Annotated in this window: 27 protein-coding genes and 1 riboswitch; of the genes, 18 read left to right on the forward strand and 9 right to left on the reverse strand. The window is 77.0% G+C overall.

Translation table 11 applies throughout. From position 1 onward, the window contains the following. The first annotated feature begins 45 nt into the window (after positions 1 to 45). On the forward strand, positions 46 to 636 hold the full coding sequence (locus tag AB0J00_RS17725; RefSeq protein ID WP_357747148.1) for an MSMEG_1061 family FMN-dependent PPOX-type flavoprotein: 591 nt from the start codon (positions 46 to 48) through the stop codon (positions 634 to 636). Between the two features lie 74 nt (positions 637 to 710). Then, positions 711 to 1136 (forward strand): VOC family protein, encoded by a 426-nt coding sequence (locus tag AB0J00_RS17730; protein WP_357747151.1) that lies wholly within the window; start codon positions 711 to 713, stop codon positions 1134 to 1136. Positions 1137 to 1162: 26 nt separating this feature from the next. On the opposite strand, the gene AB0J00_RS17735 is transcribed toward AB0J00_RS17730, so the two are convergent. Continuing rightward, entirely contained in the window at positions 1163 to 1354 is a 192-nt protein-coding gene (locus tag AB0J00_RS17735; RefSeq protein WP_357747154.1) for a hypothetical protein, read from the reverse strand. 153 nt (positions 1355 to 1507) lie between these two features. Here AB0J00_RS17735 and AB0J00_RS17740 point away from each other — a divergent pair, with 153 nt between their 5' ends. Further along, positions 1508 to 2056, forward strand: a complete 549-nt coding sequence (locus AB0J00_RS17740; RefSeq protein ID WP_357747156.1) for a type II toxin-antitoxin system PemK/MazF family toxin — start codon at positions 1508 to 1510, stop codon at positions 2054 to 2056. A 61-nt stretch (positions 2057 to 2117) separates the two neighbouring features. Here the strand turns inward: AB0J00_RS17740 and AB0J00_RS17745 are convergent, their stop codons facing one another. The 5 genes from AB0J00_RS17745 to AB0J00_RS17765 are packed head-to-tail and all read right to left on the reverse strand — an operon-like array spanning position 2118 to position 4797. Beyond that, complete coding sequence (locus AB0J00_RS17745) at positions 2118 to 2411, reverse strand: hypothetical protein (protein ID WP_357747158.1); 294 nt, start codon at positions 2409 to 2411, stop codon at positions 2118 to 2120. Positions 2412 to 2444: 33 nt separating this feature from the next. After that, positions 2445 to 3524, reverse strand: a complete 1080-nt coding sequence (locus AB0J00_RS17750) for an AbrB family transcriptional regulator (RefSeq protein WP_357747161.1) — start codon at positions 3522 to 3524, stop codon at positions 2445 to 2447. A 36-nt stretch (positions 3525 to 3560) separates the two neighbouring features. Next, on the reverse strand, positions 3561 to 3857 hold the full coding sequence (locus AB0J00_RS17755; protein WP_357747163.1) for a transcriptional regulator: 297 nt from the start codon (positions 3855 to 3857) through the stop codon (positions 3561 to 3563). After that, on the reverse strand, positions 3854 to 4336 hold the full coding sequence (locus tag AB0J00_RS17760; protein WP_357747166.1) for a hypothetical protein: 483 nt from the start codon (positions 4334 to 4336) through the stop codon (positions 3854 to 3856). Before AB0J00_RS17760 ends, AB0J00_RS17755 begins: the two co-directional genes overlap by 4 nt. Continuing rightward, a complete protein-coding gene (locus AB0J00_RS17765; protein WP_357747169.1) occupies positions 4333 to 4797 on the reverse strand; it encodes a hypothetical protein in 465 nt (154 codons plus the stop codon). Before AB0J00_RS17765 ends, AB0J00_RS17760 begins: the two co-directional genes overlap by 4 nt. Positions 4798 to 4899: 102 nt before the next feature. Further along, positions 4900 to 4972, forward strand: a riboswitch (cobalamin riboswitch). A gap of 62 nt (positions 4973 to 5034) precedes the next feature. Between AB0J00_RS17765 and AB0J00_RS17770 the strand changes: the two genes are divergently transcribed. From AB0J00_RS17770 to AB0J00_RS17815, 10 genes are all read left to right on the forward strand, one after another. Next, entirely contained in the window at positions 5035 to 7080 is a 2046-nt protein-coding gene (locus tag AB0J00_RS17770; protein ID WP_357747172.1) for a putative cobaltochelatase, read from the forward strand. Beyond that, positions 7080 to 7694 carry a cob(I)yrinic acid a,c-diamide adenosyltransferase gene (gene cobO / locus AB0J00_RS17775; protein WP_357747175.1) on the forward strand — a complete coding sequence of 205 codons (615 nt, stop codon included), beginning with the start codon at positions 7080 to 7082 and terminating at the stop codon, positions 7692 to 7694. The genes AB0J00_RS17770 and cobO overlap by 1 nt, the downstream gene beginning before the upstream one ends. Continuing rightward, complete coding sequence (locus tag AB0J00_RS17780; RefSeq protein WP_357747178.1) at positions 7691 to 9079, forward strand: cobyrinate a,c-diamide synthase; 1389 nt, start codon at positions 7691 to 7693, stop codon at positions 9077 to 9079. Before cobO ends, AB0J00_RS17780 begins: the two co-directional genes overlap by 4 nt. Further along, positions 9066 to 9818, forward strand: a complete 753-nt coding sequence (locus AB0J00_RS17785; RefSeq protein ID WP_357747181.1) for an energy-coupling factor ABC transporter permease — start codon at positions 9066 to 9068, stop codon at positions 9816 to 9818. Before AB0J00_RS17780 ends, AB0J00_RS17785 begins: the two co-directional genes overlap by 14 nt. After that, entirely contained in the window at positions 9815 to 10147 is a 333-nt protein-coding gene (locus AB0J00_RS17790; protein WP_357747184.1) for an energy-coupling factor ABC transporter substrate-binding protein, read from the forward strand. Before AB0J00_RS17785 ends, AB0J00_RS17790 begins: the two co-directional genes overlap by 4 nt. Further along, positions 10144 to 10878: a cobalt ECF transporter T component CbiQ gene (cbiQ, locus tag AB0J00_RS17795; protein ID WP_357747186.1), complete on the forward strand. Its 735-nt coding sequence runs from the start codon at positions 10144 to 10146 to the stop codon at positions 10876 to 10878. The genes AB0J00_RS17790 and cbiQ overlap by 4 nt, the downstream gene beginning before the upstream one ends. Beyond that, the gene (locus AB0J00_RS17800) at positions 10875 to 11720 is read left to right on the forward strand and encodes an ATP-binding cassette domain-containing protein (RefSeq protein WP_357747188.1); all 846 of its coding nucleotides are present in this window, start codon (positions 10875 to 10877) and stop codon (positions 11718 to 11720) included. The genes cbiQ and AB0J00_RS17800 overlap by 4 nt, the downstream gene beginning before the upstream one ends. Next, complete coding sequence (gene cobC, locus AB0J00_RS17805) at positions 11717 to 13093, forward strand: Rv2231c family pyridoxal phosphate-dependent protein CobC (RefSeq protein WP_357747191.1); 1377 nt, start codon at positions 11717 to 11719, stop codon at positions 13091 to 13093. The genes AB0J00_RS17800 and cobC overlap by 4 nt, the downstream gene beginning before the upstream one ends. Then, positions 13093 to 14331 carry a uroporphyrinogen-III C-methyltransferase gene (cobA, locus tag AB0J00_RS17810; protein ID WP_357747193.1) on the forward strand — a complete coding sequence of 413 codons (1239 nt, stop codon included), beginning with the start codon at positions 13093 to 13095 and terminating at the stop codon, positions 14329 to 14331. The genes cobC and cobA overlap by 1 nt, the downstream gene beginning before the upstream one ends. 86 nt (positions 14332 to 14417) lie before the next feature. Beyond that, positions 14418 to 14972, forward strand: coding sequence for a dihydrofolate reductase family protein (locus AB0J00_RS17815; RefSeq protein ID WP_357747196.1), 555 nt, complete (start codon positions 14418 to 14420; stop codon positions 14970 to 14972). 44 nt (positions 14973 to 15016) lie between these two features. Here the strand turns inward: AB0J00_RS17815 and soxR are convergent, their stop codons facing one another. Further along, positions 15017 to 15469 (reverse strand): redox-sensitive transcriptional activator SoxR, encoded by a 453-nt coding sequence (gene soxR, locus AB0J00_RS17820; protein ID WP_357747198.1) that lies wholly within the window; start codon positions 15467 to 15469, stop codon positions 15017 to 15019. A 49-nt stretch (positions 15470 to 15518) separates the two neighbouring features. On the opposite strand from soxR, the gene AB0J00_RS17825 reads away from it, so the two are divergent. The 3 genes from AB0J00_RS17825 (at position 15519) to AB0J00_RS17835 (ending at position 18643) form a co-directional block, all read left to right on the forward strand. After that, positions 15519 to 16220, forward strand: coding sequence for an SDR family oxidoreductase (locus AB0J00_RS17825; RefSeq protein WP_357747200.1), 702 nt, complete (start codon positions 15519 to 15521; stop codon positions 16218 to 16220). Continuing rightward, on the forward strand, positions 16217 to 17257 hold the full coding sequence (locus AB0J00_RS17830) for an S-adenosylmethionine:tRNA ribosyltransferase-isomerase (protein WP_357747203.1): 1041 nt from the start codon (positions 16217 to 16219) through the stop codon (positions 17255 to 17257). Before AB0J00_RS17825 ends, AB0J00_RS17830 begins: the two co-directional genes overlap by 4 nt. A 159-nt stretch (positions 17258 to 17416) precedes the next feature. Then, positions 17417 to 18643, forward strand: a complete 1227-nt coding sequence (locus AB0J00_RS17835; RefSeq protein WP_357747206.1) for a serine hydrolase domain-containing protein — start codon at positions 17417 to 17419, stop codon at positions 18641 to 18643. Positions 18644 to 18690: 47 nt separating this feature from the next. Here the strand turns inward: AB0J00_RS17835 and AB0J00_RS17840 are convergent, their stop codons facing one another. Both AB0J00_RS17840 and AB0J00_RS17845 read right to left on the reverse strand, forming a co-directional pair. Next, on the reverse strand, positions 18691 to 19350 hold the full coding sequence (locus AB0J00_RS17840) for a response regulator transcription factor (protein ID WP_357747209.1): 660 nt from the start codon (positions 19348 to 19350) through the stop codon (positions 18691 to 18693). Then, the gene (locus AB0J00_RS17845) at positions 19341 to 20597 is read right to left on the reverse strand and encodes a sensor domain-containing protein (RefSeq protein WP_357747212.1); all 1257 of its coding nucleotides are present in this window, start codon (positions 20595 to 20597) and stop codon (positions 19341 to 19343) included. The genes AB0J00_RS17840 and AB0J00_RS17845 overlap by 10 nt, the downstream gene beginning before the upstream one ends. A 169-nt stretch (positions 20598 to 20766) precedes the next feature. Here AB0J00_RS17845 and AB0J00_RS17850 point away from each other — a divergent pair, with 169 nt between their 5' ends. Continuing rightward, a complete protein-coding gene (locus tag AB0J00_RS17850; protein ID WP_357747214.1) occupies positions 20767 to 20997 on the forward strand; it encodes a hypothetical protein in 231 nt (76 codons plus the stop codon). A 53-nt stretch (positions 20998 to 21050) separates the two neighbouring features. Next, the gene (locus AB0J00_RS17855; RefSeq protein ID WP_357747339.1) at positions 21051 to 21758 is read left to right on the forward strand and encodes an ABC transporter ATP-binding protein; all 708 of its coding nucleotides are present in this window, start codon (positions 21051 to 21053) and stop codon (positions 21756 to 21758) included.

The raw sequence follows: 21758 nt of genomic DNA on the forward strand, positions 1-21758 counted from the left end.
CCGCCGCGGCAACCGGCCCGCCCGGCGCACCGCTACCGTCGCGGTGTGGACCCCGTGCTCGACGCCTACCGACCGCCGTCCCAGCTGGTGCTGGACAAGGAGATCGACCTGATCGACCGGCACTGCCGGGCCTTCATCGAGCTCTCCCCGTTCGCGGTGCTGTCGACCGCGAGCGCCGACGGTTGGCCGGAGGTCTCCCCGCGCGGCGGCGACGCCGGCTTCGTGCACGTGCTCGACGAGCACCGGCTGGCGCTGCCCGACCGGCAGGGCAACAACCGGCTCGACAGCCTGCGCAAGGTCGCCGAGAACCCCCGGGTCGCGCTGCTGTTCTTCGTGCCCGGCGCCGAGGAGACGCTCAAGGTCTTCGGGACGACGACGATCAGCAGCGCCGAGGATCTGGGCCTCGACATGGTCGAGTTCGGCCGGCCGCCGAAGTCGGTGCTGGTGGTCGAGGTGCAGCGGGCCTACTTCCACTGCGGCAAGGCCGTCATGCGCTCGGGGCTGTGGGACCCGGCCCGGCAGGTCGACCGGTCGACGATGACGCCGTTCGGCCAGGTGCTCAAGGACCACTGCCGGCTGGAGACGCCGCTGCCCGACGACGCGACGATCCGCGCCGAGCTCGCCCTGGAGCTGTGAGCGGAGTGGATCCGTCGCGCTGACGCCGACGGATCCACTCCATCTCGTCGGTGGGTGGCCCTAGCGTGCCCGCCATGGCGTACACGTTCCAGGTCGTGGTCGACTCCTCCGCCCCGCACCCGCTCGCCGACTGGTGGGCCGAGACGCTCGGCTGGCAGCGCGAGCCGACCGACGAGGCGTTCATCCGCCGGATGGTCGCGGAGGGGCACGCGCAGGAGATCGACACGACGGTGCACCGTGGCGAGCTCGTGTGGGCCGAGGGCGCGGCGATCAACCACCCCGACGGCGGGGCGCCCCGGGTGCTGTTCCAGCGCGTGCCAGAGGGCAAGACGGTCAAGAACCGCCTGCACCTGGACGTGCGGGTCGGCGACGCGGACCGCGCCGACGTGGTCACCCGGCTGGTCGACCGGGGCGCCACCGTGCTGCACGACGGCGCGCAGGGGCCGTTCCGCTGGGTCACGATGAGCGACCCCGAGGGCAACGAGTTCTGCGTGGCGTGACCGGCCGTCGGCCGGCGGGTCACGCCTCAGACGTCGAGGCTGCGCTCGAACTTCCGGTCGGCGACCGCGCGGAGGGCCCGGGCCCGCGTGCGCTCCCGGTGGGTGCGCCACTCCGGTGTTCGGTACCGGGCGTCCTCGACCAGCTGCCAGGCGGCCAGCGCGCTCGCGCGCACGGGCGGCACCGGGACGGTGGGTCCGACCGGCTGGGCTGTGGTCATCACAGCTCCCTTTCCCCCATGGCGGCCCATAGCAGGCCGTCGTCCGCAAGTGTCACCCTGCGGAGCTGCAAATGACACCGGTGTGACCGAATCCGCGGCGCGTTGCACCTCCTGTCACACGAGTCACACCCGGTGACCGCTACCGTGCCCGGGATGGCGCGCAGCAACTGGCAGTCGGTGGTCCGGCAGGTGGTCCGGGTGGTCATCGAGGCAGGACGGCGTCCGGCGGACCCGACGCCGCGGCAGGCCCGGCCGGACCGGGCGCCCCGGTCGACGCGGGCGGCCCGCCGCGCCCCGGCTCCCACGCCGGCCTCGGCACCGGTCGAGATCGACTACGCGCCGCGCGACGACGGCCGGCCCGACCCGGGCGAGATCGTGTGGGCGTGGGTCCCGTTCGAGGAGGGCGACGGCCGCGGCAAGGACCGCCCGGTGCTCGTGGTCGGCCGGGAGGGCGCCACGCTGCTGGCGCTGATGCTCAGCAGCAAGGACCACGACCTGGACGCCGCCGACGAGGCCCGGCACGGCCGCTCGTGGATCGACATCGGCACCGGCGGCTGGGACCGGCAGGGCCGCCCGAGCGAGGTCCGGGTCGACCGCGTGCTGCGGCTGGACCCCGGCGCGGTGCGGCGCGAGGGCGCGGTGCTCGACCGGGCGCGGTTCCGCGAGGTGGCGGCGGAGGTGCGCCGGGTCCACGGCTGGTGACGGCCCCGTCGCAGGGTCCCACCGCGAGCGAGCGAGTGGTGGGGGGCGACGGGGTGCTTCCTCAGTCGCCGGCGTCGTCCCGCACGGGCTGCCGGGCGGAGGGCCGCAGGTGGTAGACGCCGGCGGTGTCGGTGAGCTCCTGCAGGTCGTAGCGGTGCACGACCTTCGGGCCCCCGTGCAGGTGCACGTGGGTGATCGTCGGCAGCGGGTCGCCGTGCCGGGCCTCGCGCACCTGCACGCGACCGTCGAGCGGCCCGCCGATGAACAGCAGCACCGCGTCGTCGTCGCGCGCGCAGTCGTCCGCGCTCGTCGCGGACCCAGACACCTCGGACAGCTCGACCCCTCCCTCAGGCAACCCGGTCCAGGGTAGGCGCGTCGGGCCGTGCCGTCAGGCGTCGTCCACCGCTCGTGCCCGGTTTCCACCCGGCCGCAGGGCGCGGGCCAGCAGCGGCGCGGAGAACAGCATCACGAACAGCCGCAGCACCTGGACGGCGAGCACGAACGTCGCGTCCGCGCCGCTGCCGGTCGCTGTCGCGAGCACCGCGTACAGCCCGCCCGGCGTCGTCGCCAGGTAGCCCTCGAGCAGGCCGACCCCGGCCGTGCGGGAGAGCACGACGCCGAGCCCGGCGCAGGCGAGCACCGCGCCCACGATCAGCGCGAGCGCCAGCGGCAGCGCCCGGCCGACCAGCCGCAGGCTGTCCCGGGTGAAGCCGAGCCCCACCTGCAGGCCGATGGCCAGGAAGGCGGCGGCGCCCAGCAGCCCGGGCACGTCGGCGCCGTGCGAGAGCCCGGTGAGGTCCAGCGCGGCGGCCACCGCCATCGGCGCGAGCAGCGCACCGACCGGCACGTGCAGCACCCGGCCCAGCACCAGCCCGGCCGCCACGCTCACCACGGTGAACAGCAGCCCGGCCGGCCACCCGGGTCCGCTGCCGGCGGCCGGGTCCGTGCCGGTCGCAGTGGCGCCGTAGACGGTGGTGGCCACCACCGGCATCGCGACCACGATGATCAGCACCCGCAGGTACTGGAGGACGGCGACGACCTGCTCGTCGGCACCGAGGTCGCGGGCCATCGCCGTCACCCCGGACGCGCCGCCGGCGATCATCGCGAAGGCCCCGGTGACCGCGCTGACCCCCCGCTGCAGCCGCATCAGCTGCCCGGCGACCAGGCTGACGGCGAGCGTGGCCAGGGTGACCAGCACGACCGGCAGCCAGTGCGCGCCGAGCGCCCGCAGCGTGCCGGTCTCGACCAGCGCGCCGATCGAGACGCCGATGACCGCCTGCGCGCCGGTGTTCGCCGGCCGGGGCAGCCGGAGGCGGGTGCGGCCCAGCAGCGCCCGGCCCAGCCCCGCGACCAGCCCGCCGAACAGCGGGGCCGACGGCACCTGCAGCAGGTCGAGCACCAGCCCGGCGGCCACCCCGGTGGCGAGGACGACGAGCCAGTCGCCGAGCAGCCGCCGTCCGCCGTCCATCGGGTTCCACTCTGCCCCCGCGGCCGGCGGGACCGCTCAGAGGCCCTCGGTGATGCGGCGCAGCTCGGCGACGTGGGCGGTGAACGCGGCGCGGCCGGCCCTGGTCAGCGCGAGGCTGGTGCGCTGGCGGGAGGCGATCGTCGCCTTCCGCACCGCGACGTACCCGGCCTCCTCCAGCTGCTTGACGTGCTTGGACAGCACAGAGTCGCTGACCCCGACCTGGTCGCGCACCGCGGCGAACTCCATCGTGTCGACGGCGGCGAGCAGCCCGCAGATCTGCAGCCGCGGCGGCGGGTGGATGACCGCGTCGAACCGCGGCGCCACCGCGGTCACAGGCCCGCCCGCAGCCCGGCGACGTACGCCCGGCTGACCCAGCGGGAGAGCAGCCCGCACGCCGTCCCGAGCACCGCGCCCACGCCGACCATCGCGCCGCGCCAGTCGAGCTGGTACTCGGCGAGGCAGCCGAGGACGAGCAGCACCGCGTAGGCCGCGAGCCACCAGCGCATCGCGCGGCGCACCTGGGCCTGCACCGGGCCGACCTTCCGGGCGTCCCACCAGGTGCCGGTGATGCGCTGGTAGGCGGCGACCAGACCGCCGAGCCCGGCGGCGGCGGCGACGGCGACCCCGACGGTCACCCAGCTGTTGTGCAACGAGTAGCTGCCCAGCACGGCGAACAGCAGGAAGCCGAGGGAGGCGTCCCACCACCAGGGCTGGACCAGCCGGTCGGCGAGGGCGGCCCGGTCGCCCTCCAGCGCCGCGAGCTGCGCGGCCGCCTGCGCGACGTCGAGGTCGCCGTCGTGGTCGCCGGTCACAGCGTGCCCCGCAGCTCGGCGATGTAGATGCGGGTCCACCAGCGGCTCAGGAAGGCGAAGCCGACCCCGAGCAGCAGCCCGGCGCCGACCAGGGCGCCCCGCAGCCCGAGCCCCACCTCCAGCACGGCCCCGGCACCGCCGACCACCGCGTAGCCGGCCAGCCAGATCCAGACGACCCGCCGGGTGGCCCCGCCGCGCAGCCCGTTCACGAAGAACCCGGTGATCCGCCGGTAGACCCGGGTGAGCACCAGGCAGCCCGCGACCACCAGCAGCGGCACCACCACCGAGACGACCCGGTTGTCCAGCGTGAACTGGGCGACCAGCACGAACACCAGGAAGCCCAGCGCCGCGTCGTACCACCAGGGCTGCATGGCGCGGTCGGCCACCGCCGCGCGGTCGGCCTGCAGGGCGGCGAGCTGGGCGGCGGCGCCCCCGGCGTCCGGCGCGGCATGGGTTTCCATGTCGGAAAGTGTGGAGCTCACTTTCCACTTCGTCAAGAGACCCGCCCCTGTCGCCCCCTCGGGTCGCCGTGGTCTGATGTGCCTCCAACTGCGACGGCAGTGGAGGAAGCCCGGTGCGACTCCGGCGCGGTCCCGCCACTGTGAGCCGGCCCCCGGGCCGGTGAGTCAGGAACTCCCGCCGTCGCCTCCTGCCACCTCCGGGCGTGGACACCCGGGGAGAGGACCTGTGGTCTGCCCATGACCTACCCCTTCGGCGCCGTCGTCGGCATGGCCGACATGCGGCTCGCCCTCCTGCTCAACGCCGTCTCCCCCGCCGTCGGCGGCGTGCTGGTGCGCGGCGAGAAGGGGACGGCGAAGTCGACGACGGTGCGGGCACTGGCCGCCGTCCTCCCCCCGGTCGACGTCGTCGCGGGCTGCCGGTTCGCCTGCGACCCCGCCGCTCCCGACCCCGAGTGCCCCGACGGCCCGCACGACCGGTCGGCCCCGGGCCAGACCCGCCCGGCGCGGCTGGTCGAGCTGCCGGTCGGCGCCTCGGAGGACCGCGTCGTCGGCGCGCTGGACCTCGAGCGGGCGCTCACCGAGGGCGTGAAGGCGTTCGAGCCCGGGCTGCTCGCCGCCGCCCACCGCGGCGTCCTGTACGTCGACGAGGTCAACCTGCTGCACGACCACCTCGTCGACCTGCTGCTGGACGCCGCCGCGATGGGCCGCGCCTACGTCGAGCGCGAGGGCGTCTCGGTGCGGCACGCCGCCCGCTTCCTGCTGGTCGGGACGATGAACCCCGAGGAGGGCGAGCTCCGCCCGCAGCTGCTGGACCGGTTCGGGCTCACCGTCGAGGTCGCCGCCCCGCGCGACCCGGCCGAGCGCGCGGAGGTGGTGCGCCGCCGGTTCGCCTACGACGCCGACCCGGCCGGCTTCGCCGCCACCTGGGCCGCCGAGGAGACCGGGCTGGCCGAGCGGATCGCCGCCGCCCGCGAGCTGCTGCCGCGGGTGGTGCTCTCCGACGCCGCGCTGCAGCAGGTGACCGCCGTCTGCGCCGCGTTCGACGTCGACGGGCTGCGCGCCGACCTGGTCACCGCGCGCGCGGCCATCGCGCACGCCGCCTGGGCCGGCCGCACCGAGGTCACCGAGGACGACGTCCGGGTCGCCGCCCGGCTCGCCCTGCCGCACCGCCGCCGGCGCAACCCGTTCGACGCCCCGGGCCTCGACGAGGAGACGCTGGACCGCGCGCTCGAGGACTCCCGCCCCGACGAGCCGGACGACGACCCCGAGCCCGAGCCCCCCACCGACGGCGGCGGCCCGGACGGCGGCGACGGCGGCACTCCCCCGCCACCCAGCGCCGGCACCGACGCCGCCCCCGACGATCCGGTTTCCCGCGAGGAACCGGATCAGGACGGCGGGCCGACGACGGCGCCGCGGGGTGAGGGCGGCGGGCACACCGACGCGGCCCCGGCGCCGGAGAAGGCCGCCGTCGCGCCGGCCGACCCGTTCCGCACCCGCCGGCTGGAGGTGCCCGGCATCGGCGCGGGCGCGGCCGGCCGCCGGTCCCGGGCGCGCAGCGAGCGCGGCCGGGTGGTCGGCTCGACGAGGCCCGAGGGCACCGTCACCAAGCTGCACCTGGTCGACACCGTGCTCGCCGCCGCGCCCCACCAGCGGGCCCGCGGCCGCGCCGGCGCCGGGCTGCGCATCGCCCGCGAGGACCTGCGCCAGGCCACGCTGGAGGGCCGCGAGGGCAACCTCGTGCTGTTCGTCGTCGACGCCAGCGGCTCGATGGGCGCCCGGTCGCGGATGGCCGCGGTGAAGGGCGCCGTCCTGTCGCTGCTGCTGGACGCCTACCAGCGGCGCGACAAGGTCGGGCTGATCACCTTCCGCGGCGGCGGGGCCGAGCTCGCGCTGCCGCCCACCTGGTCGGTCGAGGCGGCCGCGGCCCGGCTGACGAGCCTGCCCACCGGCGGGCGCACCCCGCTCGCCGCCGGGCTGCTGAAGGCGCACGAGACGCTGGCGCGGGAGCGGGTGCGCGACCCGCAGCGCCGTCCGCTGCTGGTCGTGGTCACCGACGGGCGGGCCACCGGTGCCCGCGGCACCGACTCCCTCGGTGAGGCCCGCCGGGCGGCGGGGCTGCTCGCCGGCGTGGCGGGCGTCGTCGTCGACTGCGAGTCCGGGCCGGTGCGGCTGGGCCTGGCGGCATCCCTCGGCACGGCGCTCGGCGCGCAGACGCTGCGGCTGGAGGAGCTCGGCGCGGAGTCCCTCGCGAGCACGGTCCGCGACGTGCGGAAGGCCGCCTGATGCCGCAGGGGCAGGTGGCCGTCGTCCCGCAGGACGGGCTGACGACGCGGCAGCGCCGCAACCGCCCGCTGCTGGCGGTGCACACCGGCGAGATGAAGGGCAAGTCCACCGCCGCCTTCGGCATGGCCATGCGGGCGTGGAACCAGGGCTGGTCGATCGCGGTCTACCAGTTCGTCAAGAGCGCCAAGTGGAAGGTCGGCGAGGAGAACGCGCTGACCGCGCTGGGCGAGCTGCACGCCACCACCGGGCAGGGCGGCCCGGTGGTCTGGCACAAGATGGGCTCCGGCTGGAGCTGGTCGCGGCGGGCCGGCACCGAGGTCGACCACGCCGCGGACGCCGCCGAGGGCTGGGCGCAGATCAAGCGCGACCTCGCCGCCGAGGCGCACCGCTTCTACGTGCTCGACGAGTTCACCTACCCCATGAAGTGGGGCTGGGTGGACGTCGACGACGTGGTGCGCACCCTGGTCGACCGACCGGGCAGCCAGCACGTGGTCATCACCGGGCGGGACGCCCACCCGGCACTCGTCGAGGCCGCGGACCTGGTCGTGGAGATGACCAAGGTCAAGCACCCGATGGACGCCGGCCAGAAGGGCCAGCGGGGGATCGAGTGGTGAGCACCCACCGGATCCCGCGCATCGTCGTGGCCGCGCCGTCGTCCAACGCCGGGAAGACGTCGATCACCACCGGCCTGGTCGCGGCGCTCACCGCCCGCGGGCTGCGGGTGAGCCCGCACAAGGTCGGCCCGGACTACATCGACCCCGGCTACCACGGGCTCGCCGCCGGCCGCCCCGGCCGCAACCTCGACCCGTGGCTGGTCGGCGACGAGCGGATCACCCCACTGTTCCTGCACGGCTCGCGCGGCGCGGACGTCGCCGTCGTCGAGGGCGTCATGGGCCTGTTCGACGGCGCGGCGCACCCCAGCGTCGCGCCCGGCTACGGCTCCACCGCCCAGCTCGCCACCCACCTGCGGGCCCCGGTCGTGCTGGTCGTCGACGCCGCCTCGCAGGCCCGCAGCGTCGCGGCGCTGGTGCACGGCTTTGCGACCTTCGACCCCACGGTGCGCATCGGCGGCGTCGTCCTCAACCGGGTGGGCACCGACCGGCACGAGGCCATCCTCCGCGAGGCGCTGGACGCCGCGGGCGTGCCGGTCCTCGGCGCGGTCCGCCGCATCGAGGAGCTGCACACCCCCTCCCGGCACCTGGGCCTGGTGCCGGCGGCCGAGCGGTCGGCCGAGGCGGTGCGCACCGTGCGCGCGCTCGGCGCGGTGGTGGAGTCGTCGGTCGACCTGGACGCCGTCCTGCGGCTGGCCCGCACCGCGCCCGACCTGGCCGGCGAGCCCTGGGACCCGGCCGCCGAGGTGGCGCCGGTCGCGGGCCGGCCGGTGGTCGCCGTCGCCGGTGGCCCGGCCTTCACCTTCGGCTACGCGGAGACCGCGGAGCTGCTCGCCGCGGCCGGCGCGGAGGTGGTCACCGTCGACCCGCTGCGCGACTCCGCGCTGCCCGAGGGCACGTCGGCGCTGGTCGTCGGCGGCGGCTTCCCGGAGGTGCACGCGCCGGCGCTGAGCGCGAACGTCGGGCTGCGGACGGCGATCGCCGACCTGGCCGCCCGCGGCGGTGCGATCGCCGCCGAGTGCGCCGGGCTGCTGTACCTCTCCCGGGAGCTGGACGGCGAGCCGATGTGCGGCGTCCTGCCCACGACCACCGCCATGCACCCCCGGCTCACGCTGGGCTACCGGTCGGCGGTCGCGCTCAGCGACAGCGTGCTGGCCCCGGCCGGCACCCGGGTGCGCGGCCACGAGTTCCACCGCACCGCCGCCACCCCCGCCGCCGGGCCCACGCCCGCGTGGCAGTGGAACGCCGACGGGCCGGAGGGCTTCGTGAGCGGCAGCGTCCACGCCTCCTACCTGCACCTGAACTGGGCCGGCTCCCCGGGGATGGCCTCCCGCTTCGTCGCGGCGGCCGCCCGCGTCCGGGAGGTGGTCCCCGGTGCACATCGCTGAGGGCTTCCTGCCGCCGGCGCACGCGATCGGCTGGACCATCGCCGCCGCGCCGTTCGTCGTCCACGGTGCGCGGTGCGTGGTCAAGGAGGTGCGCGAGCACCCCGAGTCGACGCTGCTGCTGGGCGCCGCGGGCGCGTTCACCTTCGTGCTCAGCGCGATCAAGCTGCCCTCGGTGACCGGCAGCTCGTCGCACCCGACCGGCACCGGGCTGGGCGCGGTGCTGTTCCGGCCACCGGTGATGGCGCTGCTGGGCACGATCGTGCTGCTGTTCCAGGCGCTGCTGCTCGCGCACGGCGGGCTCACCACGCTCGGCGCGAACGCGTTCTCGATGGCGATCGTCGGACCGTGGGCCGGGTACGGCGCCTACCGGCTCACCCGCCGGCTCGGCGGCGGGCTGCTGCCGGCGGTCTTCGTCGCCATGGCGCTGTCGGACCTCGCCACCTACGTGACGACGGCGCTGCAGCTGGCCTGGGCCCACCCGGACGCCGAGAGCGGCTTCGCCGGCGCGGCGGCCAAGTTCCTCGGCGTCTTCTCGGTCACCCAGATCCCGCTGGCGCTGGCCGAGGGGCTGCTCGGGGTGCTGCTGTTCCGGGTGCTCACCACGAACGCCCGGCCCGAGCTCGAGCGCCTCGGCGTCCTCCGCCCCGAACCCGAACCCGAACCCACCCCCCAACCCGCTTTCGGCGCCGAAAGTGGTCCCGCCTTCGGCGCCGAAAGCGCGGAGAGGGGTGAACGGTGAACCGCCGGCGGCTGGTCACCGTGCTGCTCGTGCTGGGCATCGTGGTGCTGTTCGTGGTCCCGCTGGCGCTGCACGCCGGCAGCTCCGACTTCGCCGGCACCGACAGCAAGGCCACCGAGCTGATCGAGGAGTCCGACCCGGGCTACCGGCCGTGGTTCGACTCGGTCTTCTCACCGGGGTCCAGCGAGGTCGAGTCGGGGCTGTTCGCGCTGCAGGCGGCGTTCGGCGGCGCGGTGCTCGGCTACGTGCTGGGCCGGCTGCGCAGCCGGCGCGCCCTGCGGGAGGCGCTGGCGGCACGGGAGTCGGACACGGGGGCGCCGCAGCCGTGAGCGGTCTGGCGATCGACGACGCCGCCTGGGCCAGCGCCTGGCGCCGCCGCTCCCCCGCCGACAAGCTGCTGCTCAGCCTCGGGCTGGTGGTGTGCGCGCTGGTGCTGCCGGTGTGGCCGGCCGGCGTGCTGGTGGCGGCCGCCGCCGTCGTGCTGGCGCTGGGCCCGGCGCGGGTGCCGGCCCGCACCTTCCTGCGCGCGGTGCGGCTGCCGCTGGCGTTCATCGCCGTCGGAGCGCTGACCACCGTCGTCGAGGTGGGCGGCGGCGGGATCGGCTGGGCGCCGGACGCCGCGGCCCGGGCCGGCTCGCTGGTCGGGCACGCGGTCGCGGGCAGCGCCGCCGTCCTGCTGCTGGCCGCGACGACGCCGATCTCCGACCTGCTGCCGGCGCTGGCCCGGCTGCGGGTGCCGGCGGCCGTGCTCGAGGTCGCCTCGGTCACCTACCGGCTGCTGTTCGTGCTGCTCACCAGCCTGACCACGATCCGGGAGGCGCAGACGGCGCGGATGGGGCACGCCACGGTGCGCGCCTCCTACCGGTCGTCGGGGGCGCTGGCCGCCGCGGTGCTGACCCGCTCCTGGGACCGCGCCCGCCGGCTGCAGGACGGGCTCGCCGGCCGGGGCATGGAGACCGGGCTGCGGGTGCTGCCGGAGACGCTGCCGGCGTCGCGCCGGTTCGAGGCCGCGACGGTGGTCGGCCTGGGCGCGCTGGTGGCCGCCGGGGTGCTGGCGTGAGTCACCTGACGCTGGCGGCGGAGGGCCTGAGCGTCGGCTACGACCGCCGGGCACCGGTGCTGGACGGCGCCGCGCTGACCGTGCCGCCCGGCCGCCGGCTGGCGGTGCTCGGCGCGAACGGCTCGGGCAAGACCACGCTGCTGCGCTGCCTGTCCGGGGCGCTGCAGCCGGCCCGCGGCCGGGTCACCCTCGACGGCGCAGAGCTCCGGCACACCCGGGCGGGCCTGCGCGCCCACCGGCAGGCCGTGCAGCTGGTGCTGCAGGACCCCGACGACCAGCTGTTCAGCGCGTCGGTCGCGCAGGACGTCTCGTTCGGGCCGGTGAACCTCGGCCTGCCCGAGGAGGAGGTGCGGGCCCGGGTCGCCGAGGCGCTGGAGCTGCTCGCCGTCACCCGGCTCGCCGGCCGGCCCACCCACCAGCTGTCCTACGGCGAGCGCAAGCGGGTGGCGATCGCCGGCGCGGTGGCGATGCGGCCGTGCGTGCTGCTGCTCGACGAGCCGACGGCGGGGCTCGACCCGTCGGCGGTCGGCGAGGCGCTCGCCGCGCTGGAGCGGCTGCAGGCGGCCGACTCGACGGTGGTGATGAGCACCCACGACGTCGACCTTGCGCTGCGCTGGGCCGACGAGGTGGCGGTCGTGGTCGGCGGCCGGGTCGTGCAGGGCGCCCCGGACGACGTCCTCGGCGACGACGACCTGCTCGCCCGGGCCCGGCTGGACCGGCCGTGGGCGCTCACCGTCGGCGCCCGGCTGCGGGCGCTGGGCCTGCTCCCGGACGGCGCGCTGCCCCGCGACGCCGGCGCGCTGCTGGCCGCGCTGCCGGACTCCCCCGGCGTCCGGGCGTGATCCGGATCGGCGTCGGCGCCACCGCGGGGGTGAGCGCCGAGGAGGTGCTCGCCGCCGTCGACGCGGTGCTGCCCGCACCCGCCGGGCCGGTCACGCTGGCCACCCTCGACCGGCGGGCGGCGGAGGCGGGGCTGCGCACCGCCGCCGACCGGCTCGGCTGGCCGCTGACCGGGCACCCGGCCGACGAGCTCGCCGCGGTGCCGGTGCCCACGCCGTCCGGCCGGGTGGCCGCGGCGGTGGGCACGCCGTCGGTCGCCGAGGCCGCGGCACTGCTCGGCGGCGGGGAGCTGCTGGTCGGCAAGACCGTGGTCGGCCGGGTGACCGTGGCCGTCGCCCGGGACGTCGACCTGCGCCACCACGGCGACGCCGAGACCGCCCCGGGGCTGGTCGACCTGGCCGTCAACGTCCGCGCCGGCACCCCGCCGGCCTGGCTCCGCGCGGTGCTGCACGCCGCGGTCGACGGCAGCGCCGCCTACCCCGACGGGCACGCGGCACGGGCCGCGGTCGCCGCCGCGCACGGCCGCCCGGACGACGAGGTCCTGCTCACCGCGGGCGCCGCCGAGACGTTCACCCTGGTCGCCCGGGCGCTGCGGCCCCGGCGGGCGGTCGTCGTCCACCCGTCGTTCACCGAACCGGAGGCCGCGCTGCGCGCCGCGGGTCACCCGGTGGAGCGGCTGCTGCTCGACCCGCCGTCCTACCGGCTGCGCGACGTGCCCGCGGACGCCGACCTGGTGGTGCTGGGCAACCCGACCAACCCCACCTCCGTGCTGCACCCCGCGGACGACGTCGCGGCGCTGGCCCGCCCGGGCCGGGTGCTGCTGGTCGACGAGGCGTTCGCCGACACGGTGCCCGGCGAGCCGGCGTCGCTGGCCGGCCGCCGCGACCTGCCCGGCCTGCTCGTGGTGCGCAGCCTGACCAAGACCTGGGGGCTGGCCGGGCTGCGGGTCGGCTACGCGCTGGGGCCCGCCGACCTGGTCGCGGCGCTGGCCGCGCAGCAGCCGCACTGGCCGGTGTCGACGCCGGCCCTGGCCGCGCTGGCCGCCTGCACCACCCCGGCCGCGCGCGCCGAGGCCGACGCGTGGGCACGGGAGCTCGCCGGGCACCGGGCGGCGCTCGTGCAGGCGCTGCCACCGGGGGTGGAGGTGGTCGCGGAGCCGGCGAGCGCGTTCGTGCTGCTGCGCGTGCCCGGCGGCGTCCGGGTGCGCGCCGAGCTGCGCGCCCGCGGGTGGGCGGTGCGCCGCGGCGACACCTTCCCGGGGCTGTCCGGCGACCACTTCCGCGTCGCCGTGCGCGATCCGGCGACCTCCCGTGCGTTCGGGCAGGCGCTGGCTGCGATCCTTGAGGCCCGAGAACACGCGAGCGAGACGAGCTGATGACCGACCCCACCCCCTCCCCGGCCGCCGTCTACCCGGTCGGGCTGCGCCTGGCCGGGCGCCGGGTCGTGGTCGTGGGCGGCGGGCAGGTGGCGCACCGCCGGGTGGCCGGCCTGCTCGAGGCCCGCGCGCTGGTCACCGTGGTGAGCCCCGAGGTGACCCCTGCGCTGGAGGCGCTGGTCGCGCCCCGCTCGGTCACCTGGCACCCGCGCCGGTACGTCCGCGGCGACCTGGCCGGCGCCTGGTACGCGGTCGCCGCCACCGACGACCCGGAGGTCAACGCCGCGGTCGCCGCCGAGGCCGAGCAGGCCCGGGTGTTCTGCGCCCGCGCCGACGACCGCGGCGCGTCCAGCGTCTGGACCCCCGCGGTCGGCCGGCAGGGCGACCTGGTCGTGGGCGTGCACGGCGGCGGCGACCCGCAGCGCGCCGTCGGGGTCCGCGACGCCGTGCTCGCCGGGCTCACCGACGGCTCGATCTCCGACCGCGCCGCCCGCACCCCCGCCGGGCAGCCGGGCAGCGTGGTGCTGGTCGGCGGGGGCCCCGGCGACCCCGGGCTGGTCACCGTGCGCGGCCGGCAGGCGGTCGCCACCGCGGACGTCGTCGTCGCCGACCACCTCGCCCCGCAGGCGCTGCTGGCCTCGCTGCCGCCGGAGGTCGAGGTCATCGACGCCTCGAAGCTCCCCCGCGGCCGGTCGATGGCGCAGGAGCAGATCAACGCGCTGCTGGTCGACCGCGCGCGGCGGGGCAAGCGGGTGGTGCGGCTCAAGGGCGGCGACCCGTTCGTGTTCGGCCGCGGCTGGGAGGAGCTCGAGGCCTGCGCGGCGGCCGGCGTCCCGGTCGAGGTGGTGCCGGGCATCACCAGCGCGATCGGCGTCCCGGGGCTGGCCGGGATCCCGGTCACCCACCGCGGGCTCACCCACGAGTTCGTCGTCGTCTCCGGGCACGTGCCGCCGGACCACCCGCAGTCGCTGGTCGACTGGGCGGCGCTCGGCCGGCTGCGCGGCACGCTCGTGGTGCTGATGGGCGTCGACACCGCGCCGGCGATCGCCGCCACGCTGGTCGAGCACGGGCGCCCGGCCGACACCCCGGTCGCGGTGGTCAGCGACGGCGCCACCCCCGCCCAGCGGGTGCTGCGCACCACCCTCGCCGACCTCGGCCGCACCCTCGCCGAGGAGGGCGTCCGCCCGCCGGCGGTCTGGGTGGTCGGCGACGTCGTCGCCCTCGGCGCGCCGGGCTGACCCGCCCGCACCGATGAGCCCGGCCTCGCCGGCCGGTCCCTGCTCCCAGGACGCCCCGCCCGGGGCGGTGCCCGGAGGGAGGACCCATGGCGAAGGTGATCGCCGGCATGACGGTGTCGCTGGACGGCTTCATCGCCGACGAGCACGGCGACTCGGGGATGCTCTACGCCGACTTCGAGCAGCTGGTGGGCTCGCCCTGGCTGACCGAGGCCCAGGAGGTGACCGGCGCGGCGCTCATGGGCCGGCGCACGTTCGACGGTGCCGACGACCCCGACGGCTACGCGGACGGCTACGAGTTCCAGGTGCCGATCGTCGTGCTGACGCACCGCCCACCGGACCGAGCGCCCAGGCGGAACGAGCGGCTGTTCTTCACGTTCGTCACCGAGGGCGTGGCGGCCGCCGTGGCCTGCGCGGCCGAGCTGGCCGGCGACCGGGCGGTCACCGTGATCGGCGGCGCCGACCTCAACCAGCAGCTGCTCGCCGCCGGGCTGGTCGACGAGCTGTGGATCGACGTCATGCCGGTGCTCCTGGGCCGCGGCCGGCGGCTCTTCGACGGCGCTCCTCCGCAGGAGCTGGAGAAGCTGCGCGTCGACGACCTCGGGATGCGCACCAGCCTGAGGTTCCGGGTGCCCCGCGGATGAGGCGGAGTGCATCCGTCCACGTCGGCTCGACGGATCTCTCCCACCTACTGCGGCACCCGGCGCAGCAGCGGCGACAGCCAGCGGGCACCGGCGCCGTCGCGGGCGGCCAGGTCACCGGGGTTGCTCAGCGCGCAGCGGTCCAGCGACAGGCAGCCGCACCCGATGCAGGAGTCCAGCCCGTCCCGCAGCTGGGTGAGCGCGCGGATCTGCTCGTCCAGCCGGTCCCGCCAGCCGGCCGACAGCCGTGCCCAGTCGCGAGCCGTGGGTGGTCGCTCGTCGGGGAGCGTGGCCAGCGCCGCACGGATCTCGCCGAGCGACAGCCCGACGTTCTGCGCCGCCCGCACGAACGCCAGCCGGCGCAGCACCGACCGCTGGTAGCGCCGGGCCCCACCGGCGGTGCGCGTCGCGGCGACCAGCCCCTGCTGCTCGTAGTAGCGCAGCGCGGACGGCGCCACCCCGGCCCGTCGCGAGACCTCGCCGATCGTCAGCAGCTCCATGCCGGCATCCTCTTGACCTCAAGTGGACTTGAGCCAAGACGGTAGCCGCATGCAGAACCCCGTGGCACTCCTCACCGGCGGGTCCCGCGGCCTCGGCGCCGCGCTCGCCTCCGCCCTGTCCACCCGCGGCTGGCGGCTGGTCCTCGACGGCCGGGACGCCGGCCGGCTGTCTTCCGCCGTCGCCGCCCTGCCGCACCCCGAGCTGGTCACCGCCCTCGCCGGCGACGTCGCCGACCCCGCCCACCGCGCCGCCCTGGCCGACGCCGCCGGACCCCGGCTGGACCTGCTGGTGCACAACGCCAGCGACCTCGGGCCGAGCCCGCTGGTGCCGCTGGCCGAGCTGCCGACCGACCGGTTCACGCGGGTCCTCGCGGTCAACACCGTCGCGCCGCTGGCGCTCACGCAGCTGGTGCTGCCTGCCCTCGACCGGGCCGCCGGCCGGGTGCTGTCGATCAGCTCGGACGCCGCCGTCGAGCCCTACGCCTGCTGGGGCGGGTACGGCGCGAGCAAGGCGGCGCTGGACCAGCTGACCGCCGTCCTGGCGGTCGAGCACCCCCGGCTGCGGGTGCACGCCGTCGACCCCGGCGACATGGCCACCGAGATGCACCAGGCCGCCTACCCGGACGAGGACGTCAGCGACCGGCCCAGCCCGGCGTCCGTCGTCCCGGCGCTGCTCCGGCTGCTCGACGAGGACCTGCCCAGCGGCCGCCACCGCGCCGCGGACCTGCTGCCCGCCGGAGCCGGCCGGTGACCGCGCTGCGGCTGCCCCCGGAGGGCCGCCCGGCCACGGAGCCGCCCGAGGAGTCGGGTCTGGCCCGCGACGAGGTGCGGTTGATGGCGGTGCACGCCACCGGGGTGCGGCACCGGCGGTTCCGCGACCTGCCCGACCTGCTCGAGCCCGGCGACCTGGTCGTGGTCAACACCTCCCCCACCTGGCCGGCCCGGCTGGACGTGCGGCGGGCCGACGGCGGCGTCGTCCCGCTCCACGTCTCCACCGAGCTGGACGACGGCAGCTGGGTGGTCGAGCTGCGCCGCCCGGACAACTCCGGACCGGACCTCGGCGCGGAGCCCGGCGCGGTGTGCACGCTGCCCGGCGGGGCGCCGCTGGTGCTGCGCGCCCCCTACCCGGACCCGGCGCGGCCCGGCCGGCTGTGGTGGGCGAGCGTGCCGGCCGGCACCCGGGTCGCCACCGAGCTGGCCGCCCACGGGCAGCCGGTCCGGTACGGGCACCTGGACCGGGGGTTCCCGCTGGCCGCGTACCAGAACGTGTACGCCGCCGACCCCGGCGGCGAGCTGGCCAGCGCCGAGATGGCCAGCGCCGGGCGGCCGTTCACCGCGGACCTGGTCGTGCGGCTGCTGACCCGCGGGGTGACCCTCGCCCCGCTGACCCTGCACGCCGGGGTGGCCAGCCCCGAGCTGCACGAGCCACCGTTCCCCGAGCGGTTCGCCGTCCCGGAGCCGACCGCCCGGCTGGTGACCTCCGCCCGGCGGGCCGGCAACCGGGTGGTGGCGGTCGGCACCACGGTCACCCGGGCGCTGGAGTCGGCGACCGGCGAGGACGGCGAGACCCGGGCGGCGGCCGGCTGGACCGACCTGGTGCTCGGCCCGGACCGCCCCGCCCGGGCGGTGACCGGGTTGGTCACCGGCCTGCACGAGCCGGCGTCCAGCCACCTGCGGCTGCTGCAGGCGGTGGCCGGCGACGAGCTGGTGACCGCCGCGTACGCCGCCGCGGCGGCGGAGGGCTACCGCTGGCACGAGTTCGGCGACTCGATGCTCTTCCTGCCGTGACTGGAGTGTGAGGGCGCAGGTCTCCTCCGCCCTCACACTCCACCCAGCGGGGTACAGCCTGCACCACCGCGGAACGGCCCCTCAGCGGGATCGATCGGCCCGCCCGGCGGGCGTTGGCTCTCAGGTGTCCGCACAACCGACACCTCAGGGAGCCCACCCGTGACCGGACCCCGTCGTTCCTCCCCCACCCCCCGCCGCGCCTCGCTGGTCGCCACCGGCACCGTGCTGGCCGGGCTGCTCACCGCCGGGGTGGTCGCGCCGGCCGCCGCCGACGCGTCGCCCTCGCAGCACCGCCCGCCGCTCGCCGCCGACCGCGTCGTCCAGCACGACATCGACGCGCTCGCCGACGAGGGGTTCCCCGGCGTGCTGGCCGCGGTCAGCGACGGCCGCGGCCAGGGTCCGGGTCATGGCCGGGACCACGTCGCCGGCGTCGGCGACCTCGCCACCGGCGCCCCGGTGCCGGTCAACGGCTCGGTGCGCATCGCCAGCAACACCAAGACCTTCACCGCGACCGTCGTCCTGCAGCTGGTCGCGGAGCGGGAGGTGCAGCTCGACCGCCCGGTGGAGACCTACCTGCCCGGCCTCGTCCGCGGGCCGGGCGGCGACGGCCGGCAGATCACCGTGCGCCAGCTGCTGCAGCACACCAGCGGCATCCCCGACTACGACGACGTCCTCTACCCGGAGTGGCTGGCCAGCGGGTTCACCCGGCACTACACCGGGCAGGAGCTGGTCGCCGCTGGCCTGGGCCGGCCCGCACTGGCCGCACCGGGCGCCGCATTCTCCTACAGCAACACCAACTACGCGATCGCCGGGCTGCTGGTGGAGCGGGTGACCGGTCACCGGATCGGCGACGAGATCACGCACCGCATCATCGAGCCGCTGCACCTGCGGGACACCTACTGGCCGTCGGACGGCGACCGCGGCATCCGCGGCCCGCACCCGCGCAACTACCTGCAGGAGACCGCGGGCGGGCCGTGGACCGACGTCACCGAGATGGACCCGTCGATGGGCTGGGCCGCCGGTCAGGTGGTGAGCACCCCGCGCGACCTGCTGCGGTTCTTCTCGGCCGTCGTCGGCGGGGAGCTGCTGCCGCCCGCGCAGCAGCAGGAGATGGAGCGGACGGTGCCGGCCACCGACATCTCGCTGCGCAACGCCGGCGACCGGTACGGCCTGGGGCTGGCCAGCTTCGAGCTGAGCTGCGGCGGCCGGGCCTGGACCCACGGCGGCGACCTGCCCGGCACCCACAGCCGGGAGGCGGTCACCGCCGACGGCCGCGGGGTGTCGATCGTCGTCACCGGTGACCCGGCGAACGCCGACCCCGCGGACGCGCACCAGTTCGAGCACCTCGAGGACGCCGTCGACGCCGCGTTCTGCGCGCTGCCCTGACCCGGGTGGAGTCCCAGCGCATCGTTTCCCGAGCGCTGGGACTCCACTCAGCCGCGGCGCTGGACGTCGTCGAGGTAGCGCAGGACGGCGGCCACCCGGCGGTCGGTGCGGTCGCTGGGCGGCAGGTCGAGCTTGGCGAAGATGCTGCGGATGTGCTTGTGCACCGCCCCGTCGGTGACCACGAGCCGCTCCGCGATGACGCTGTTGCCGTGGCCCTCGGCCATCAGCTCCAGCACCTCCCGCTCGCGGGGGCTGAGCCGCTCCAGCCGGTCGTCGGTCCGGGTGCGCGCGAACAGCTGCGCCACCACCTCCGGGTCGATCGCGGTGCCCCCGCCGGCCACCCGGTGCAGCGCGTCGAGGAACTGCTGCACCCGGCCCACCCGCTCCTTGAGCAGGTAACCCAGCCCCGCCGCGCCGCCGGCCAGCAGCTCGGTGGCGAACGACTGCTCCACCCACGCCGAGAGCACCAGCACCGCCAGCCCGGGCTGCCGGCGGCGCGCCTCGACGGCGGCCCGGATGCCCTCGTCGGTGTGGGTCGGCGGCATCCGGACGTCGACGATCGCGACGTCGGGCTCCTTCCCCTCCACCGCGGTCAGGAAGGCGTCCGGGCCGTCGACGGCGGCCACGACCTCCATGCCCTCGGCGCGCAGCAGCAGGGAGAGGCCCTCGCGCAGCAGCGCGTCGTCCTCGGCGATGACTATCCGCACGGCAGCTCCACCCGCAGCGTCGTCGGCCCGCCTGGCGGGCTGGTCAGGGTCAGGTCGCCGTCGTGGGCGGCGACCCGGCGGCGGATCCCGGAGATCCCCGAGCCCGCGGTCTCGTCGGCCCCGCCGTGCCCGTCGTCGGCGACCTCGACGGTCAGCCGGCCACCGGCCTGGCGCACGGTCACCGAGGCCGCGGTCGCGCCGCTGTGCCGGGCCACGTTGGTCAGCGCCTCGGCGACGACGAACCAGGCGGTCGCCTCCACCGACGCCGCGCAGCGCACCGGCGCCACGACGTCGACCCGGCAGGGCACCGGGCTGCCGGCCGCGAGCCCGGCCAGCGCGCCGGCCAGCCCGCGGTCGGCCAGCGCCGGGGGCAGGATGCCGCGGGCCACGGCGCGCAGCTCGGCCAGCGCCTGCTCGGCTGCGGACTGCGCCCGCTCCAGCACCTCGTCGGCCGCCGCCGGGTCGCGCTCGAGGGTGCGCCGGGCGGCGCCGAGCAGCACGGACACCGCCACCAGCCGGTTCTGGGTGCCGTCGTGCAGCGCCCGCTCGATCCGGCGCAGCTCGGTGACGTGCGCGTCCAGCGCCGCGGCCCGGGTCGCGGTCAGCTCCGCCACCCGCAGGGTGAGGTCGGTGCCCGGCGGCGGGGCCAGCAGACGGCGTCCGAGCCGGCCCTGCCAGCGGGCCAGCACCGGCGTGGCGCCGAGGGTGATCACCGCCCAGCCGAGGCCGAGCAGCATGACCGCGATCGCGTCGGTCCAGCCGTCGACGGCCCACAGCCCCGGCGACGGGCTGGCGTCGCCCTCGGGCAGCGCCTGCCACCACAGCGGGTAGGTCAGGTACTGCACGGCGTAGATCGGCAGCACCACGCCGAGCAGCCCGAGCACCAGCCCGGCCGTGGCGTGCGCGGGCAGCCAGCGCAGCTCGGCCCGCAGCGCCGGGTCGGCGAGCGCGGCCCGCAGACCGGCCGGCAGCGGACCGCTGACCACCACCGGCTCGCCCCAGCGCCCCAGCCGGGTGCGCTCGCGGTCAGCGGTCCAGCGCACCGACTGCAGCGCACCGGGCAGCAGCGCCAGCCCGACGCCGACGGCGCAGAGCAGCCCGGCGACCGCGGTCCACAGCAGCACCAGCAGCGCCAGCGCCGCGGTGCCCAGCCCACCGGCCAGCTGCTCGATCGCCTGCAGCGCCCGGCCCAGCACCCGGGTCGGCGCCGGGCGGGCGCGCCGCGCCGGCGGTCGCTCGATCTGCACGCGCACCTCCTCGGCTGCCGACGCTAGAGGTCGCGGGCCGCCGGGGACAGCGGTCCGGCGGAGGGGTACAGCCTGCACCACCACGACTGGCCAGCTGCGGGGATGGGCGGCTGACCTCGGCGTTCGCAGAGTGGACCACGACCGATCCCCTCCCCCCGAGGAGCCCGCCGTGACCACCGCCCGCCCGCTGTCCGAGGACCGCACCGACCGCTCGCCCGAGGCACCGCCGCCGCCCGGCCGCACCTGGCGCACCGGCGTCTGGCTGCTGCTCGTGGCAGGCGCCGTCGGCAACAGCGTCGCCTCCGTGGCGTCGGTGCCGACCGCCGTCCACCTGGGCCTGAGCCTGCTGTGCGGCGTGTGCGTCGTGCTGCTGGTCGCCGGCCACCTGCGCCGCCGGTGAGCACCGCCCCCGTGCCCCTGGTGGCACGTCCCTCGACCCCGCCGGAGCCGGCGATCACGCTGACGGGGGTCACCAAGGTGCACCCCGGCGGCGTGCGCGCGCTGGACGGCGTCTCGCTGACCGTGCCGGCCGGGGAGTTCCTGGCCGTGATGGGCCCGTCCGGGTCCGGCAAGAGCACGCTGATGCACTGCGCGGCCGGCCTCGACACCCCCACCGAGGGGCAGGTCGTCGTCGGCGGCCAGGAGATCTCCCGGCTCGACGAGACGCGCCGCACGCAGCTGCGCCGCGAGCGCATCGGCTTCGTCTTCCAGGCCTACAACCTGGTGCCCGCGCTCACCGTCGCCGACAACATCACCCTGCCGCTGCGGCTGGCCGGCCGGACCGCCGACCCCGCCTGGGTGCGCACCCTGGTCGACCGGGTGGGGCTGGGCGACCGGCTCGGGCACCGGCCGTCGGAGCTGTCCGGCGGGCAGCAGCAGCGGGCGGCCATCGCCCGCGCGCTGGTGTCCCGGCCGGCGGTCGTCTTCGCCGACGAGCCCACCGGGGCGCTCGACCTGCGCACCGCGCAGGAGGTGCTCGACCTGCTGGCCGACCTGGTCGGTGAGCTCGGGCAGACGGTGGTCATGGTGACCCACGACCCCGCCGCCGCGGCCCGCGCGCACCGCGCGCTGGTGATGGCCGACGGCCGGGTCGTCGACACCGTGCACCGGCCCACCGCCGCGGCCCTCGCCGAGCGGCTCGTCGCGCTGGGACGGCGCTGA

The organism is Modestobacter sp. NPDC049651 (assembly GCF_040659695.1).
In the GTDB taxonomy this organism is placed as follows: Bacteria; Actinomycetota; Actinomycetes; order Mycobacteriales; family Geodermatophilaceae; genus Modestobacter.